Below are 15,763 nucleotides of genomic sequence, written 5' to 3'. Positions count from 1 at the left end.
TTACCTCGTTTGAGCGGGCGCTAACCGAACATGGCTTGCAGATGCAGCGTGGCGTCGTCGTAGTCGCTGCGCTCGAAAATACCTTGTTGCAGAAACGCTTCCATTTCAGGGTAAAGTTTGATGGCTTTATCCAGCATCGGATCGCTGCCTGCGGCATATGCGCCGACGCTCACCAGATCGCGGTTACGCTGGAAACTGGAGAGCAACTGTTTGAACTGGCGCACGCGCGCGTAATGGGTCTCATCAATCAGCGCGGTCATTGCACGGCTGATGGAAGCTTCTATATCAATTGCCGGATAGTGACCGGCTTCCGCCAGACGGCGCGACAGCACAATGTGGCCGTCAAGAATGGCGCGAGCAGAGTCGGCAATCGGGTCTTGCTGATCGTCGCCTTCGGTCAGTACGGTATAGAAGGCGGTAATCGAACCGCCGCCGTGGGTGCCATTACCCGCACGTTCGACCAGCGCCGGAAGCTTCGCAAATACCGAAGGTGGATAGCCTTTGGTGGCGGGCGGCTCACCGATGGCGAGGGCGATTTCACGCTGTGCCATGGCGTAGCGGGTGAGGGAGTCCATGATCAACAAGACGTGCTGGCCGCGATCGCGAAAATCTTCTGCGATACGCGTGGCGTAGGCGGCCCCCTGCATACGCAGCAACGGCGAAACGTCCGCAGGCGCGGCGATCACCACCGAGCGTGCACGACCTTCCGCACCGAGGATATTCTCAATAAACTCTTTAACTTCACGACCACGCTCACCGATCAGGCCTACCACAATCACATCGGCTTTGGTGTAACGTGCCATCATGCCCAGCAGCACCGATTTACCGACGCCGGAACCGGCAAACAGGCCCATACGCTGACCACGACCGACGGTCAGCAGGGCGTTAATCGCGCGCACGCCGGTGTCGAGGACATCTTCGATGGGCGTGCGTTGTAATGGGTTGAAAGGGGCGGTGATCAGCGGAGCGCGATAGCCGGTATCCGGCGCGGGTAAGCCATCGAGCGGCTTGCCACTGCCATCCAGCACGCGTCCTAACAGTTCTGGACCAAGCATCAACTGTTTGCCACTGTGTCCGCTTTCGCCGTTAACACGTGCATATACGCGTGCGCCTGGCAAGATGCCATCCACTTCTTCCAGCGGCATCATCAGCAATTTCTGACCGTTAAAACCCACCACTTCACTCTCGACTTCAGAGATAGTGTTACCGTCGTGACGTTCAATAATGCAGGTGGCACCGAGGGGCAGTTGCAGCCCGGTGGCTTCAAGCACTAAGCCGGTGGCACGGGTCAGACGACCGTAACGACGCACCGTCTGCACTTGCGAAATGCGATCCTCGAAGGCATCGAGTGCCCCGAGCCAGCGAGAAAGGCGCGACGAAGTCATTAGAATGTCCCCGGCGCAGCCAGGCGGCACAGTTCTTGCCAACGCGTGGCCACGCTGGCATCGAGATCGCCGTCTTCGGCACTGAGTTTACAGCCGCCAGGATGCAGGGAATTGTCAGCCAGTAATTTCCAGCCGTGCAGATCCAGCGTCGGGCCTAACGTTTGTTCAATGCGTTGCAAATCATCCGGGTGCACGCGCAGCTGCGGTTTGCCACTGAACATCGGTTCTTGTTGAATCAATTGCTGTATCTGACGCAGCAGGGCGGTGCCGTCCACCTGGGTGGCCTGACCAATTACGGTACGTGCCGCTTCCAGCGCCAGCTGCATCAGGCGCGAGGCAATCACGCTGTCGAGCGCTTCCAGCGTGTGATGGAACTCGCTGACTAACTGCTGCATACGCGCCTGCAAAGGCGCTTGCTGCTGTTGGGCATCGGCCAGACCTTGCTGGAAACCGGCGTCATAACCGTTCTGCTGCGACTCGGCAAACCCTTTTTGATAGCCTTCGCTGTAGCCCTGTGTCTGCGCGTCTTTGCGCATCTGCTGCTGCATGCGCTCCAGCATTTGCTGTTGCTCAACTTCAGCACTGACTTCAAACTCTTCAGCGGGCATTTCCAGCTGCGGTTCGACTTCGACTTTGAATGCGCTGCCTAAATCATCAGGCTGCCAGCGCTGCCACGCACGGGCGGAAAAGGCATCAGACATAGGTTTCCTCGCCACCACCAATTACCATCTCGCCAGATTCGGCCAGGCGGCGTACCACCAGCAGAATCGCTTTCTGTTCGTTTTCCACCGCCGACATACGTACCGGGCCACGGTTGGCCAGATCGTCGCGCAGGATATCGGCCGCACGTGCCGACATGTTTTTGAGGAATTTCTCGCGCAGTGGCTGCTCTGCACCTTTCAGGGCGATCAGCAACTGCTCGGACTCCACTTCCTGCAGCAAACGCTGGATGCTGCGGTCGTCCACTTCCACCAGGTTTTCGAACAGGAACATCTCGTCGATGATTTTCTGTGCCAGCTCGCCATCGAAGTCGCGAACCGCTTCGATAACCGCTTCTTCCTGCTGAGTTTTCATCAGGTTGATAATTTCGGCTGCGGTTCTCACGCCGCCCATCTTCGCGCGCTTGAGGTTGGTACCATCCAGCAGACCGTTGAGCACTTCGGTCAGTTCTGCCAGCGCCGCTGGCTGGACACCGCCAAAGGTGGCGATACGCAACATCACATCGTGACGCAGACGCTCGTCGAACAGCGCCAGGATGTCTGCCGCCTGACCCCGTTTGAGGTGGACAAGGATGGTGGCGATGATCTGCGGATGCTCGTCGCGAATAAGGTCGGCGGCCGCTTGCGGTTCCATAAAGTTGAGCGTTTCCATCCCGCTGGTGGTCTCGTTTTTCTCGAGAATATCTTCCAGCAGGCTAGAGGCACGCTCTTCGCCCAAGGCTTTAACCAGCACGGAGCGCAGGTACTCATTGGAGTTGAGACTGAGCGCGGCAAACTGTTCGGCATCGGCTTCGAACTGACGCAGCACTTCAGTCAGCTGCTTATGCGAGACCTGCTTCATGTTGGCCATCGCCGAACTGAGATGCTGAACTTCACGCTGGTTGAGGTGTTTGAACACCTCCGCCGCGCGCTCTTCGCCAATGGTCATCATCAGGATGGCGCTTTTTTCTGTACCGGTCAGACTCATAGTTCATTACCCATCCATTCACGGATAACCAGCGCCACGACGCGCGGATCGTTCTCAGACATATCGCGGATGCGCTGGCTCATCACCTCGGCGCTCATGCGGTTATTCGACTTACGTTCTTGTTCCAGCTCGTCTTTGCTGAGCTGCACGCTGAAGGCTTCTTCTTCCATGGCTGCAGCACGGGCTGCCAGCGCTTCGGCGGCGGCTTTCTCCTGCTCTTTCTTACGCATCAGCTGTGGACGAACCAGTTTGCGATACAGGATGAAGGCAACCAACGCCACCAGCAGCCAGCGACCGCCGCTCATCAACATGTCGAAGAAGGCCTGCGTCTGCCAGAACGGCAGGTCACCGCCAGTTGGCTCAGTGGTGTTGAACTGCGAGTTCACCACATTCACGCTGTCGCCACGGTTCTGCGAATAGCCCATCGCTTCACGTGTCAGATCTTCAATCTGTTTGATCTGTTGGTCGTTCAGCGCAACCGCTTTGCCTTTACCGTCATCGCGATAGTTGACCACCACCGCGACCGACAGACGCTGCACGTCACCCACGTTCACTTTGGTATGGCGGATGGTGCGGTCCAGCTCATAGTTCACGGTATCGTTACGGCTTGAACTGCTTGGGCCGCTGCTCTGTGCGGTGCTGGTGGTGGTGCCGTTGTTCGCCGCGTTGTTCTGACCATTGGCATTCTGGCCGTTGGCGTTGTTCTGCTGCTGCGGGTTATTAACCGGTGCGGTATTGGCCGGTGCAGGCTGATTAGACAGCGCACCCGGTACGCCGCCTGGATACGGGCTACCGTTCTGCTGGTTGGTATTGGTCTGACGTGAACGAATCGCCGTGCTGTTCGGATTAGCGTTCGGCTGGTACTTCTCGTCGGTTTGTTCGCTGCGGTCAAAGTTAATCTGCGCTGTTACCTGCGCATGCACATTTCCCTGGCCAACAATTGGATTCAGGATCGCTTCAATACGTTGCTGATAGCGTGCTTCAACTTCAGACGCGTATTTCAACTGCGCGTCATTCAGGTCACGGCCTTCGCTGTCTGAACGGGTCAGCAGACGACCTGCCTGATCCACCACAGTGACGTTGCCTGGCGGTAAGCCCGCGACACTGCTCGAAACCAGGTGCTGAATAGCCTGAATCTGCCCTTCATCTAATGCGCGACCCGGTTGCAGGTTCAGGGTGACGGAGGCAGAAGGGGCTTTCTGCTCGCGCACGAACAGGGTCGGTTTGGGCATGGCCAGATGCACACGGGCGCTCTTTACTGGACCGAGCGTTTCCATGGTACGCGCCAGTTCACCTTCCAGCGCGCGCTGGTAGTTGATTTGCTCGCTGAACTGGCTGATGCCGAATTTCTCTTTGTCCATCAGCTCAAAGCCAACGGAGCCGCCTTTCGGCAGCCCCTGTTGCGCCAGGCGCAGACGCAGTTCATGCACTTTATCGGCGGGCACCATCAAGGCACCGCCGTTCTCAGCGAACTGGTAAGGAATGTTCATTTGCGTCAACTGCGTGACAATCGCGCCACCATCCTCATCAGAGAGGTTGTTATAAAGGACGCGATAGTCCGGCGCTTTTGCCCACAGCACCAACGCAAAAACCACTGCGATAGCGGCAGCGGCGGCAACAATTAAGGGAATGCGCGGATTTGCGCGCAGACGGGCGAGAAGGTCACTGAAGCCTTTCTTTGCGGTATCTTGTGTGGCGGCTGCACTCGCATTCATGACCGTTTCCTGCCTGACATAATTGACCGGGTTAGTTGTGACAAAACTGACTCCCTGCATTTCCCCGTCATATTTCACGTTTTAGCGGCGTTGGCTGCACTTGCTCACCCCTGTCACTTACCAATGTAAGCTCCAGGGGATTCACAAGCTGGCCGCCTTGCTAAAACGCGAACTATTTTGGGGAAGCAAATAAAATGAACTTCCAATCTTATGCCTGGCATTATTTGATGAATCGGGTCACTTCGATGGCTGGATAAGCCGTGGTTTTTACGTTTATTTAGCGCCTTTGTCCTATTGACACTGTGTTAACTTTTCCAGCGTGAAAATGTGAACCCTTCTTCAATGAGGTACAGGCAATGTCGATTCAGGCAATTGATGGTGTGTTGCAGCAGCTGCAGTTAACGTCGCTGCAGGCCAGCGGCAAGCAGGCCGAGTCAACCAGTCAGGTGGATTTTGGTGCCACCATGAAAGCGGCGCTGGATAAAATCAGTGATACGCAAAATGCGGCACGCACCCAGGCGCAAGATTTCGAAATGGGTAAACCCGGCATTCAGTTAAATGATGTGATGGTCGATCTGCAAAAATCCTCGATCTCAATGCAGATGGGGATTCAGGTACGTAACAAACTGGTGTCGGCTTATACCGATATTATGAATATGCAGGTGTAGCGGTATAGGTTGAAAGACATTGCTCGCGGTGTGAATTGTCATTTGCCTTAATGCTGATAATAAGCGAAGCGCTAATTAAAACAACCACTTACTGATCATTTCTGTCATCTGTGTGTTAGTATGCCGTCGTTGATAAATGCCTGCTCTTAAGGGCAGCGACAAGAAGCGTGCATAGATGAAAGAAGGTTATTACTGGGTTAGAGATAAAGATAACCCGCCAGAGGTGTGGCGTTATATTAGGCAGTTTGGCTGGTATCGTCCCTGTGTTGCAGTGCCGATTACCCTCAGCTCTTTTAAGCTGATGAACTATCAAGTCATCAGCGACCGATTATTACCACCGGGCTTTACGCCGCTTTAAATGAAAAACCGCCCAGCGTCAGGCGGTTTTTGTCTGTTGGACAGCGCTATTTAATTTCGGGCCAGGCCACCGCCGGAAGACCATTCAACAGCGGGCGGGCAAACAGATATCCCTGGAACTGGCTGATACCGGCCGCCTCCAGCCACATCCACTCTTCGGCTTTTTCCACACCCTCGGCAATCACCGCAATTTCCAGCGAAGAGCAGCATTTGATAATGGCGTGCACGATGGCCTGCTTCGGCCCACTTTTGTGCACGTCACTGATGATCTCGCGGTCAATCTTGATTTTGTCGGGCTGGAATTTGGATAACAGTGACAGACCGGCAAACCCTGAGCCGAAATCGTCTAACGCCAGACTGATGCCAGCGGCTTTGAGTTTTCTGACTTGGGCGGAAAACTCATCGGTGCGGGAGATGATCTCATTCTCCGTCACTTCAACAATCACCTGCTGTGGGATTAGGCCATTGGCAGCGATCTCAGCCAGTAAAAACTCAACCGCATTCGGCACCTTGACCAGCGACATCGGCAGCAGGTTAATCGAGATGCGCTGCTCGCCAATACCTAAGGCTTGCGCCACGCTAAAGACAAGGCGCTTGCTCTGGATATCGGCATGGTAAATCGCCTCATCATCATAGGCCGCAAAGTACTCTTCCGGCGATCCGCCCGTCGGTGTGCGAATCAAGGCCTCATAAGAGGTAATGCGACGGGAGAAGGGGTCAAGAATCGGTTGGAAGGCGAACTGGCAATCCAACGTGGTATCAACGCTGTGACTGGGCAGCGTCGCACTGGTTTCGTCAGTGGCAAAATCCCAGGTGTTTGCTGCCGGAATCTCAAAATAATGGTCCCGGTCGCGCGCCTCCAGAAAGGTACGCAAAAACTGAATCGCGCGATCTTTATAGGTCAATGAATAGCGATAAGTGGTTTTATCCAGAATCGCTTGCAGCGCGTCGGCTTTGTCGTGTTCACGCAGGTCGAACAGTTCCATACCCACATTGCCAAAGCGGCGTGCGGGAGCCACATCCTGCATTAAGGTCACCAGATTGTGGTGGCGGCTATCAATGCCGATGCGGTGAAAAATCTCCTTTACCACCGTATCCGGACCTTCCAGCAACTGGAAAAAGTGCAGCCCATCAAAGAGTAAAATTCCGGTGACACCACAAAGCTGATTTCTTTCGTTAGCTCTGGCCACCATCTCCTGCACCCGGTTGATGGGAATGTGATTGTGGAGATGGCTGCGATAAAGGACGGTGCTGAGCATATGGGTTTGTGACTACCTTATTATTGTGTGCCTCACAGTAACAGGCTTATCCCGGGGTCTGTCTACAGATACCGCGTCGAAAGGTAAACTATTTTTAAAATAACAGGTTAACCGAAGCGGCCAGAAATTGGCGTCAAGTCGAATTGTTAATGAAGCGCACTGGAATAGTGATATCGATAAATAAATTCGATTGAATGGATAAATAAAAGGCGTATCGTTGCCCTCGTTAACCAGAGGTGAGCATAATGTTACGCGACTATTTAAAGATTGATGATGGCGATCGTTTAGTTGAACAGAGCGTGTTAAGACTCCACAACCGCGGTCAGGAAGATGTCACCGAATGGTGCATTGTTGGCGCAGACGGCAAGCAGAAGGGCAGCGTCGCGCTGTTTGATAAACTCAGTACCCGCCGCTCTTATTGCGTCAGTTATCGAATTACACAGAAGGATGTGCACGGGAGGGTTGTCGTCGATCATCTGACCGACGTTTTGTAATATTTGCCGTAGTTTTCTCCACCTTGGCCCGCTGATTAGCGGGTTTTTTGCGTGGTGTGATCGGCGCGATAACGACGCATTTCCATCAATGTTCCAATCAATTGCATGCTGTTCTCCGATGATGTCAACACCGGAAAATCTTCGTTTATCGGTCGCAACGAGAAAATTTGTTCGTCATGACGCTGAGATAACAGTCGGAAAACGCGAACCTGCGCCACACCATTGACCTCTGCGAGCACCACATCACCGGGTTGTGGTGCGACGGTGGGGTCAAAAATCAACGTATCACCCTGCCGATAGTCGGGTTGCATGGAACCATCTTCTAACATCACGGCCAGCGACTGTTCGCTGAGTAGGATATCGCTGTAGAGAAAGCGTGTGGCCTGCTGTTGCACCGCCAACCGTTGCTCATGCATCCACTGCGCCGCTTGTGTCAAACTGATTAATGGCAGCGGGGTGAGATGGTTAATCGCCAGCGGTGCGCTGAACACTTCACCCTCGCCATCCATGATCCATGCCGCAGTGCATTGCAGCCATTCTGCCAGCCGCAGCAGGTTCTCGCCGCGCGGCACGGTTTCCTCTTTTTCCCATTGGGAAACCGCAACATGTGACACGCCAACACCGCTGGCCAACGCCTGTTGCGTCAATTTCAGCGCCTTACGGCGACTGCGAATTCGCTCACCCACACATTCTTTTTTCATCATCTTGACAACTCCCGGAAGGTTTACTTAAGTATACTTAAATTCATTTATTAAAGTAAACTTAAATTCAGGCGTTGACTGCGCACCTGGCAAGGGTAGTCAACGTGCTTCTGGGGCGAACTCCTTGCCAGTGTTGAGAGGTGAGGCATGGAAAGTAGTTTGGTGACCAGTGTCGGTGCGTTGCTTCTCGGCGGCGGCGCGGCAGCTGTGTTCTGGAAACCTTTAATGGCTGGTATTGCAGCCATCGTCACCAGCAATCGCGCCGGCGGCGAGATCATCACCAGCTACAAAGAGCAGGTGATGCTTCTCAAGGAGAGCCACGCGCTGATGCGCCAGGAGAATGATGACCTGCGTATTCGCCACGATAAAAATCTCCGGCGTATCTCTTCGCTGGAAACCGATTTGCGGCTCATCAAGAACGCACTGGGCATTTTGCTAGCGACCACGGAATCGGATCACAGTGACAAATTCCGTAGCCAAATCAATCAACTGATTACCACCCTTGAGGAGAGTCGCGATGGTGCAGATAAACAGTGAATTTTCAGTCAGGGGCCATCGGCGTCAGCTGCTGTTGGGCGGATTGTTGCTGGTGCTGTCACTGGTATGTGTGGCGATGACCATCATGTTTGTTTTCGTCAATAACAGTGCTAATCGACGGGTAGAAGACATTCGACAACAGTACCGAACCATTTCAGACCGACGCGAAGCGCGCGTAGCCGAACTGACCAGCCAGTTGGTGGCGCTGCAGAAAAAACTCGACGGTTTGCCAGACCGCACGGCAAACAAAACGGCAGACAAAGTTAAGCAGGTTGTTACCGAAGACGCGCCACCGGAATCAACGCATTAAGGAGGCCATGATGAGTATTACCGAGCGGATCGCAACCCGTCTTCATCAGTTGCGGTCTTTATTCAGCAAGAAGGAGAAAGTTATGAGCGACCAAACTGTTATTGAACCGACCACCGTCACGGATGCCAGCACAGTGTCACCGCTGGAGAGTTTTGCTAATGAGATCGCGGCGCCCGCTGCGAGCAGTGCGCCAGCACCGGAGGTTGCTGCACCTGCGGCAACCGCCAGTACAGCCGCTGTCTCCGCCGTGAGCGAGGATGTGAGTGCCAGCGTAAAAGACTTCACGCAGGCATTTAACTTTGTCGAACAGGGCGTGGAGAAACTGGGGGTAGCCGCCAAGGATGAGCTGATAGCGTTAGCACGGAAGTATCTGTAACTATACGGGCGGTCATTTGGCCGCCCGATTCAACCTTCCGATTATTCCTAAGGCAGTCTCGATATTTTCTACTAACTTTAATCATTCAGACGTTATTTAAACGGGCTTATTAAGCAAAAAGGAAGACACCATGAGTGATACAGAGACTGTTAAAACCAAAACCGATTACCTGCGTGATGTCACTTCACAGCTTAAAGAGATGCGTCACTACGCACAGACCAACACCGAGACGCTTTCCAGCCACTGGTTAGCCTTCGATGCAGGCGAGTATAAGGATAAAGAGTACGCGGGACGTTTCGACACGCTGCTCAACAAGCAGGGAAAACTGCTGGATGACATTGAGCAGGCGATTCAGGATTTAGAGATCACCATCAATCACAGCGAACAAGAAAGCTAATTTTCCTTCGTGCGGGTGGCCTATTCGGCCACCAGCCACATATCTGCTTCATCGAACATCTCTTCGACAATACGTGCAATAGTCGCCTTATCGTTCTTACTCAGATCGGTATCAATTCCATTACGCTCCATCGGCTTGACGCGCACCTCAACCTCAGGAAATACACGTTGCACGCGCTTCTCCAGCTCCTGCAAAATCATTTCGCGTGCGCCTGGCAAACCGGCCACGTTGCGTTTGTCGTAAATCAGTTCCACAAACATCAGGGCATTCCATTCTTCAAAAGGGTGCGTCATATTACTGTAAATAAAAACAGTAGCAAGTCATCGACGCTTGTCGGCTGGAATTTTTTTCTTTCTGGCAAGCGGTGCACAGGATTTGCGCTGATACTCAACAGCGTTACACAGGGAAATGGACTCATTGGGAGGTAGACATGCGGCAACTGGTGATCGATATCTTGCTGAAAATGGCAAAAATGGATACGGAAGCAAAAGAGCTGGTGGCGCAGGTTGAAGCGCAATCATTACTGATCGCGGCCTTGCTGATTCATGCGAAGCAGGATAATAGCTTAACCATCAGCGATACCGTTCAGGATGCGATTGTGACGGCTTCCCGCAGCGGGCATGAGTTTTTGCAGTCGGATGTGGATCTGCTGCTTACCCATATTAATCGTCTGTTGGCGGTGGCGAGCTATGTTGAGGTAAAGGGTGTTGAGCGCGAAGAGTAGGGGGAAAAAATACTACCTCTGGAGGGGAAATCCAGCAACTCCTCCAGAGGCGGTGCAACAGCACCTTCGTTCAAGGACAATCTACGACCTAAGCCGTCAGAGATAAGTTATACAACTTGATCGGTGTTGTACAACTTTTTCCTTGTTCATTTGTGTGGTTGGAGGTGTATTTGAGACGCTTTTTTAGTACCGCTTCGCTTAGAGCTCGTTCTTGATGCAGAACTCTTCCCACGTCATCCCCAGTGCTTCTGCATGAGATTTTAAGTAAGTTTCAATAGCTTCCGCAGCAACCGCTTTATCGGGTTCGGCCAATTGAATAGAGAACAGCATGCCGTCTAGTTTCTTTTGGCGCAGGAACGCCGCGTAAATACGCTCGGCATGCCATTCACGCAGTTGGCGCAAAGACAGGTTAGCCGCACGCGCATCACTTTCGGTTAACTCATCCAGTGCGGCCTGGAAATCGGCATGCGCAGCAAAAAACATGGTGCGGGCTTGTGCGTAATACTCTTCTGGGGTTTTCATTCGGAATTCCTGCTGATCATCTTGCGCGCTAGTGTAACGCGCGCCGGGAACATTGTCAGGAACCACCGGGTTTTAATGAAGATTCCTTGCGTAACTTACGCGAAAAATTATAACGTACCGGGCATTGAAGCGAGTGTAGGAATCGATAATGAAAAAGTGGATGGTACTGGCCGCATTGGCGCTGAGCGGATGTGCGCAAATCACCAGTTATGAAGGGGCAGTAAAAACCCCGGCACCGCAGGAATTACAAGGTAACTGGCAGACCGTCGGGCCACAAAGCAAGCTGATCAGTAAGCAAGCCATAGGCAGCCTGATTATCGGTGCGCAGGGCGATACGCTGGATTGCCGCCAGTGGCAGCGCGTGATTGCCAAGCCAGGCAAATTAACCCGCTTGGGCGATGATTGGGTCAACGTGACACGTCAGGTGCGCGTGATGCCGATTACGCTGCAGAACGGTGAGCTGCGTTATGACGGCTTGCGGATGCGTAAGGTCGATCGTCCAACCGTAGAGTGCCAGCAGGCCTTAGAAGAGGTGGCGAAACGCCCAAATGAAGCAGTGATTCAGAATATTCAGCCGCAAATTATGGAGCCGGTTTCGGTGCCTGCGCAGAAGTAATAAAAAAGGGTGAGCACGAGGCTCACCCTTTCTCATTCGCACTTCATGCCGATCACGAACTCTGCGGCAAATACACATGACCTTGCTTGCCGTAGGCGCTCATCACCGATTTCTGCTTAGATGACTGGCCCACCAGTAGCGTCAGCTCGTCCATGCGCAATTTCAACAGACGTTTGACTTCACTCTCATTGTCGAGGATATGGCGCAGTACCGGGCGCAGCTGTTCCTGCATCTGGTTAGACGGCGGTGCGGCTTCTGTTGTTCGGGCCAACGTTTGCACCGCACTGACATAATCCATCTCCTTTGTAATCAGGTCATCCCATTCGCCGTCTGCGGCCAGGCGCAGCATTCCATGGCTGAGATCGAGTAGCTGTTGGTAAACGGTAATCAGATGCGGTGCGTTATTCATTAAACGGCGTCCTGAAGGTGTTGAGGTTGAGCGACTTCTTTCCAGGCATCCGCGATATTGCGCAGCAGACCTTCGACTTCTTCGATGGCTTCTACGTCATTTCGCAGGTTGGCCTGCAGCAGACGGCGGACCATATAGGCGTAAAGCCCCACCAGATTATCGGTGAGCTCATCGCCGCTACCTTCCACCAGACCTTGCTTAAGTCCGTTTTCGATGATGTTGATCGCTTTAGACAGCGATGAACCTTTGCCTTCAATATTGCCATCCTGCAAAAACAGGCGGGCACGTACCAGCGCGCTGAGCGCGCCGTCAAACAGCATGGAGACCAGCTGCTGCTGGTTAGCGCTCATCACTGCGCTCTCCACACCAATTTTTGCATAGGCTTTGGTGCCATTTGCGCTGTACATGATCACTCCTTATTACGATGAGCTACTGGAGCTGGACGTGCTAGATGACTCGAACTGCTGCGTCAGATAGCTACTGGTCTGGTTGAGCGAGCTCATTAAAACGTCGAGGGCGGTGAACTGAGTTTTGTAACGCGCCACCATGTTATCGATACGCGTACTCATATCGTTATATTGGTCGGTCAACTCGTTAAGTGTTTTACTCACACCATCGGTAGCGGCCTGCACGATGCCGGTGGTTGACAGCCAGCTGGTCAAATTGGTGGCGATGGTAGTTGAGATCCCGGTGGTCGTGCCATCACCGACGATCATCTCTTTTACGCCGTCAGGATCGCTGCTCAGCGCGGTTTCCAGTTTGTCGGAATCGGTTTCCAACTGTCCGGTCGTCGGGTCGGTAGTAATCCCAATCTGTGCCAGGGTTTTATAAGTGGAAGAGCTTTGCGCATTGGTCAGCATGCTCTTCAACTGAGTCTGGATAGTACGCAGGGTACTGTCACCCAACAGCGCGCCATTACTGGAGTCTTGAGCATCAGATCCGACATCGACGGCGGTGTATTTGGTCAGGGTGTCGAACTGATCCAACAACGTGTTGTAAGCACTGACCCAGCTGTTGATGGCGCTTTCAGCTTTGGACGTGTCTTTGGTAATGGTCAGCGTCTGGTTGCCGGTGGTGGTGTCGTTGAGATTCAGCGTAATACCTTCCAGCGCATCATCAATGGTGTTGCTGCTGTTCTCAATCTCAACGTTGTTTACGGTTAACTTGGCATTTTGCGCGGCAACGCTTTCGGTCATCGCGTTGCTGCTGGATGTGGAGTCATAACCCACAATACCTTGCAAGGTGTCATCGCCGGTGACGCTAATCGAGCTGACGGCATTATCACTGCCGGTTTCGCTTGAGGTCAGCGATAAACGATAGCTGCCATCGCCAACTTTAATAATGGTGGCAGAGACGCCGGCATCAGCACTGTTAATGGCATCACGCATACCGGTCAGCGAGGTTTGATCGCTGGTCAGAGAGATATCTTTGCTGGTGCCGTCTTTCAAAGCGATGGTCAGGGTACGGCTGCTGGCCGAACTGTCGCCCAGGGCCGTGGTGTTGCTGGTCTGCACTGCAGAGGTCAGGGTTTGAGCCTGCGCCAGCTGTGACACGCTGATGGTGTATTTACCGGCAACCACAGAACCAGAAGTGGTGGCGCTAAAGGCGCTGGAACTGCTGGTGGCAGAAGTTGCGGTAAACAGATCGGCGTCATTAAGTGTGGTGTTTGCCGTCTGGAAGGTGGTCAGTGCACTTTTCAGCGTCCCGTAAGCACTCAGTTTGGCGGTATAGGCCGTTTGCTGAGTAGAAATCGGAGTCAGAGACGCTTTCTCGGCGGTTTCCAGGTTATCCAGAATGGTACTTAAATCGAGTCCTGAACCGATACCGAGCGTAGAGATACTAGCCATGTTGTTTCCTTTTATATCGACACGGAGAGTGAATACCCGGGTTATCGGCTTTTGATGGGCAAAGTTTAAAATTATTTATCAGCGAGTGATAAAGCGAATAAGGCATATAGAGAAGGGTATTTCTCGCGCTAGAAAAGTGCTGAGGTTGCACTAAAGATGTGCTGGGTGAGGGCGATAAAGATAAGCGTGACAGGTTGAAGAGAAAAAATTTCGCCTGGTACTAAAAAAAATCTAAAGGTTGTTTAAGCACAGACGATAACAACTTTGACGGCGCTGAAGCCGGCGGGTTGAAGCCCAAACCTAAACCAAAGACTTGATTAATAGGAACTTAACCATGGCTCAAGTAATTAACACCAACAGCCTCTCGCTGATCACTCAGAACAACATCAACAAGAACCAGTCTGCTCTGTCTACTTCTATCGAGCGTCTGTCTTCTGGTCTTCGTATCAACAGCGCGAAAGATGACGCTGCTGGTCAGGCAATTGCCAACCGCTTCACCTCTAACATCAACGGCCTGACTCAGGCTGCTCGTAACGCCAACGACGGTATCTCTGCTGCGCAGACGACTGAAGGCGCACTGTCAGAAATCAACAACAACTTACAGCGTGTTCGTGAACTGACTGTACAAGCACAGAACGGCACCAACTCTGATTCTGACCTGTCTTCAATCCAGGACGAAATCAAATCACGTCTGGACGAAATTGACCGCGTATCTGGTCAGACTCAGTTCAACGGCGTGAACGTGCTGGCTAAAGACGGCACCATGAAAATTCAGGTTGGTTCTAACGATGGTGAAACCATCTCCATTGACCTGCAGAAAATTGACTCTTCTACTTTAGGTCTGAGCGGTTTCTCAGTGTCAGGTAATTCACTTAAAGTGAGTGATTCAATCACTCAGATTACTGGCGCAGCGGGTGATGAACCACAAACTGTTACATTTACTGATGTAGCTTCTGATTTGAGTACTGCATTGGGTACTACTGTAGATGCTTCATCTCTGACTTTGCACAATACTCAGACAAGCACTGGCGCTGCGACTGGTCAATATGTTGTTCAATATGGCAGCGATTTCTATTCAGCATCAATTGATCACGACTCAGGTGCTGTAACGCTGAACAAAGCGGATGTTGAATATACTGATACAACAAACGGTTTGACAGATGCGGCTACTCAAGCAGGGCAGTTAATCAAAGTTGCAGCGGATAAAGATGGCAATGCTGCTGGATATGTTACTTTCCAAGGTAAAAACTACGCTACCACTGTTGGCACTGCACTGGATGACGACAATACAGTGGATAGTGCAGATAACAAAGTTGAGATCGAACTCTCAGGTGATGACGCCACTGCGGAATTCGAAGGCGCTGCCACTGCTGACCCACTGGCGCTGCTGGATAAAGCTATCTCTCAGGTAGATAAATTCCGTTCAAGCCTAGGTGCGGTGCAGAACCGTCTGGACTCTGCTATCACCAACCTGAACAACACCACAACTAACCTGTCTGAAGCACAGTCTCGTATTCAGGATGCTGACTACGCAACTGAAGTTTCAAACATGTCTAAAGCACAGATCATCCAGCAGGCGGGTAACTCAGTGTTGGCTAAAGCTAACCAGGTTCCACAGCAGGTTCTGTCTCTGCTGCAGGGCTAATCGCTCTAAGCGCTTTGCTTATCAAACCCCGCTTCGGCGCTGAGGAATCCCCAGTAATGGGCGGGTAAAATAAGACAGGCATAGAGATATGTGATCTACTGATTGTTCCACCAAT

General features: G+C 52.6%; 21 protein-coding genes. 10 read left to right on the top strand and 11 right to left on the bottom strand.

The annotated features are described in order from the left end of the window. Window positions 1-20: 20 nt before the first annotated feature. Genes fliI through fliF form a run of 4 tightly spaced genes read right to left on the bottom strand, consistent with a single transcriptional unit; the run spans window position 21 to window position 4,786 of the window. Window positions 21-1,385 (bottom strand): flagellar protein export ATPase FliI, encoded by a 1,365-nt coding sequence (fliI, locus tag QMZ30_RS21580; protein ID WP_283228901.1) that lies wholly within the window; start codon window positions 1,383-1,385, stop codon window positions 21-23. Further along, the gene (gene fliH, locus QMZ30_RS21575; protein WP_283228900.1) at window positions 1,385-2,086 is read right to left on the bottom strand and encodes a flagellar assembly protein FliH; all 702 of its coding nucleotides are present in this window, start codon (window positions 2,084-2,086) and stop codon (window positions 1,385-1,387) included. The genes fliI and fliH overlap by 1 nt, the downstream gene beginning before the upstream one ends. Next, the gene (gene fliG, locus QMZ30_RS21570; RefSeq protein WP_283228899.1) at window positions 2,079-3,071 is read right to left on the bottom strand and encodes a flagellar motor switch protein FliG; all 993 of its coding nucleotides are present in this window, start codon (window positions 3,069-3,071) and stop codon (window positions 2,079-2,081) included. The genes fliH and fliG overlap by 8 nt, the downstream gene beginning before the upstream one ends. Then, the gene (fliF, locus tag QMZ30_RS21565; protein ID WP_283228898.1) at window positions 3,068-4,786 is read right to left on the bottom strand and encodes a flagellar basal-body MS-ring/collar protein FliF; all 1,719 of its coding nucleotides are present in this window, start codon (window positions 4,784-4,786) and stop codon (window positions 3,068-3,070) included. The genes fliG and fliF overlap by 4 nt, the downstream gene beginning before the upstream one ends. A 356-nt stretch (window positions 4,787-5,142) precedes the next feature. Between fliF and fliE the strand changes: the two genes are divergently transcribed. Beyond that, window positions 5,143-5,454 carry a flagellar hook-basal body complex protein FliE gene (fliE, locus tag QMZ30_RS21560; RefSeq protein ID WP_039331746.1) on the top strand — a complete coding sequence of 104 codons (312 nt, stop codon included), beginning with the start codon at window positions 5,143-5,145 and terminating at the stop codon, window positions 5,452-5,454. Window positions 5,455-5,629: 175 nt separating this feature from the next. Beyond that, the gene (locus tag QMZ30_RS21555) at window positions 5,630-5,812 is read left to right on the top strand and encodes a hypothetical protein (RefSeq protein ID WP_039331747.1); all 183 of its coding nucleotides are present in this window, start codon (window positions 5,630-5,632) and stop codon (window positions 5,810-5,812) included. Between the two features lie 46 nt (window positions 5,813-5,858). Here QMZ30_RS21555 and QMZ30_RS21550 read toward each other — a convergent pair whose 3' ends face one another. Beyond that, complete coding sequence (locus tag QMZ30_RS21550) at window positions 5,859-7,070, bottom strand: diguanylate phosphodiesterase (RefSeq protein WP_283228897.1); 1,212 nt, start codon at window positions 7,068-7,070, stop codon at window positions 5,859-5,861. A 245-nt stretch (window positions 7,071-7,315) separates the two neighbouring features. Between QMZ30_RS21550 and QMZ30_RS21545 the strand changes: the two genes are divergently transcribed. Further along, window positions 7,316-7,564 carry a hypothetical protein gene (locus QMZ30_RS21545; protein ID WP_283228896.1) on the top strand — a complete coding sequence of 83 codons (249 nt, stop codon included), beginning with the start codon at window positions 7,316-7,318 and terminating at the stop codon, window positions 7,562-7,564. 35 nt (window positions 7,565-7,599) lie between these two features. On the opposite strand, the gene QMZ30_RS21540 is transcribed toward QMZ30_RS21545, so the two are convergent. After that, window positions 7,600-8,268 carry a S24 family peptidase gene (locus QMZ30_RS21540; protein ID WP_283228895.1) on the bottom strand — a complete coding sequence of 223 codons (669 nt, stop codon included), beginning with the start codon at window positions 8,266-8,268 and terminating at the stop codon, window positions 7,600-7,602. Between the two features lie 144 nt (window positions 8,269-8,412). Here QMZ30_RS21540 and QMZ30_RS21535 point away from each other — a divergent pair, with 144 nt between their 5' ends. The 4 genes from QMZ30_RS21535 (at window position 8,413) to QMZ30_RS21520 (ending at window position 9,885) form a co-directional block, all read left to right on the top strand. Next, window positions 8,413-8,802, top strand: a complete 390-nt coding sequence (locus tag QMZ30_RS21535; protein WP_034824400.1) for a hypothetical protein — start codon at window positions 8,413-8,415, stop codon at window positions 8,800-8,802. Next, window positions 8,783-9,112, top strand: coding sequence for a hypothetical protein (locus tag QMZ30_RS21530; protein WP_283228894.1), 330 nt, complete (start codon window positions 8,783-8,785; stop codon window positions 9,110-9,112). Before QMZ30_RS21535 ends, QMZ30_RS21530 begins: the two co-directional genes overlap by 20 nt. An 82-nt stretch (window positions 9,113-9,194) precedes the next feature. Then, window positions 9,195-9,488, top strand: a complete 294-nt coding sequence (locus QMZ30_RS21525) for a hypothetical protein (protein ID WP_283228893.1) — start codon at window positions 9,195-9,197, stop codon at window positions 9,486-9,488. 130 nt (window positions 9,489-9,618) lie between these two features. Beyond that, a complete protein-coding gene (locus QMZ30_RS21520) occupies window positions 9,619-9,885 on the top strand; it encodes a hypothetical protein (RefSeq protein ID WP_039331758.1) in 267 nt (88 codons plus the stop codon). A 20-nt stretch (window positions 9,886-9,905) separates the two neighbouring features. Here the strand turns inward: QMZ30_RS21520 and QMZ30_RS21515 are convergent, their stop codons facing one another. Further along, window positions 9,906-10,145, bottom strand: coding sequence for a DinI-like family protein (locus QMZ30_RS21515; protein ID WP_039331762.1), 240 nt, complete (start codon window positions 10,143-10,145; stop codon window positions 9,906-9,908). A gap of 170 nt (window positions 10,146-10,315) precedes the next feature. Here QMZ30_RS21515 and iraP point away from each other — a divergent pair, with 170 nt between their 5' ends. After that, window positions 10,316-10,609 carry an anti-adapter protein IraP gene (gene iraP / locus QMZ30_RS21510; protein ID WP_283228892.1) on the top strand — a complete coding sequence of 98 codons (294 nt, stop codon included), beginning with the start codon at window positions 10,316-10,318 and terminating at the stop codon, window positions 10,607-10,609. A gap of 198 nt (window positions 10,610-10,807) precedes the next feature. On the opposite strand, the gene QMZ30_RS21505 is transcribed toward iraP, so the two are convergent. Further along, the gene (locus QMZ30_RS21505) at window positions 10,808-11,131 is read right to left on the bottom strand and encodes a DUF6388 family protein (protein WP_034824381.1); all 324 of its coding nucleotides are present in this window, start codon (window positions 11,129-11,131) and stop codon (window positions 10,808-10,810) included. A gap of 148 nt (window positions 11,132-11,279) precedes the next feature. Between QMZ30_RS21505 and yedD the strand changes: the two genes are divergently transcribed. Then, window positions 11,280-11,747 (top strand): lipoprotein YedD, encoded by a 468-nt coding sequence (gene yedD / locus QMZ30_RS21500; protein ID WP_283228891.1) that lies wholly within the window; start codon window positions 11,280-11,282, stop codon window positions 11,745-11,747. 52 nt (window positions 11,748-11,799) lie between these two features. Here the strand turns inward: yedD and fliT are convergent, their stop codons facing one another. From fliT to fliD, 3 genes are read right to left on the bottom strand one after another with little or no spacing between them, the layout of a single operon-like run. Continuing rightward, complete coding sequence (gene fliT, locus QMZ30_RS21495; protein WP_283228890.1) at window positions 11,800-12,156, bottom strand: flagella biosynthesis regulatory protein FliT; 357 nt, start codon at window positions 12,154-12,156, stop codon at window positions 11,800-11,802. Next, window positions 12,156-12,563 (bottom strand): flagellar export chaperone FliS, encoded by a 408-nt coding sequence (fliS, locus tag QMZ30_RS21490; RefSeq protein ID WP_034824372.1) that lies wholly within the window; start codon window positions 12,561-12,563, stop codon window positions 12,156-12,158. The genes fliT and fliS overlap by 1 nt, the downstream gene beginning before the upstream one ends. Window positions 12,564-12,575: 12 nt before the next feature. Continuing rightward, complete coding sequence (fliD, locus tag QMZ30_RS21485) at window positions 12,576-14,003, bottom strand: flagellar filament capping protein FliD (RefSeq protein ID WP_283228889.1); 1,428 nt, start codon at window positions 14,001-14,003, stop codon at window positions 12,576-12,578. Window positions 14,004-14,337: 334 nt separating this feature from the next. Here fliD and QMZ30_RS21480 point away from each other — a divergent pair, with 334 nt between their 5' ends. Further along, window positions 14,338-15,648, top strand: coding sequence for a FliC/FljB family flagellin (locus QMZ30_RS21480; protein ID WP_283228888.1), 1,311 nt, complete (start codon window positions 14,338-14,340; stop codon window positions 15,646-15,648). Window positions 15,649-15,763 lie beyond the last annotated feature (115 nt).

The organism is Pantoea sp. EA-12 (genome assembly GCF_030053355.1).
Taxonomy (GTDB): domain Bacteria; phylum Pseudomonadota; class Gammaproteobacteria; order Enterobacterales; family Enterobacteriaceae; genus Pantoea; species Pantoea vagans_C.
The sequence above is the reverse complement of the archived record's forward strand: the minus strand, read 5'-3'. Positions and strand labels throughout refer to the sequence as shown.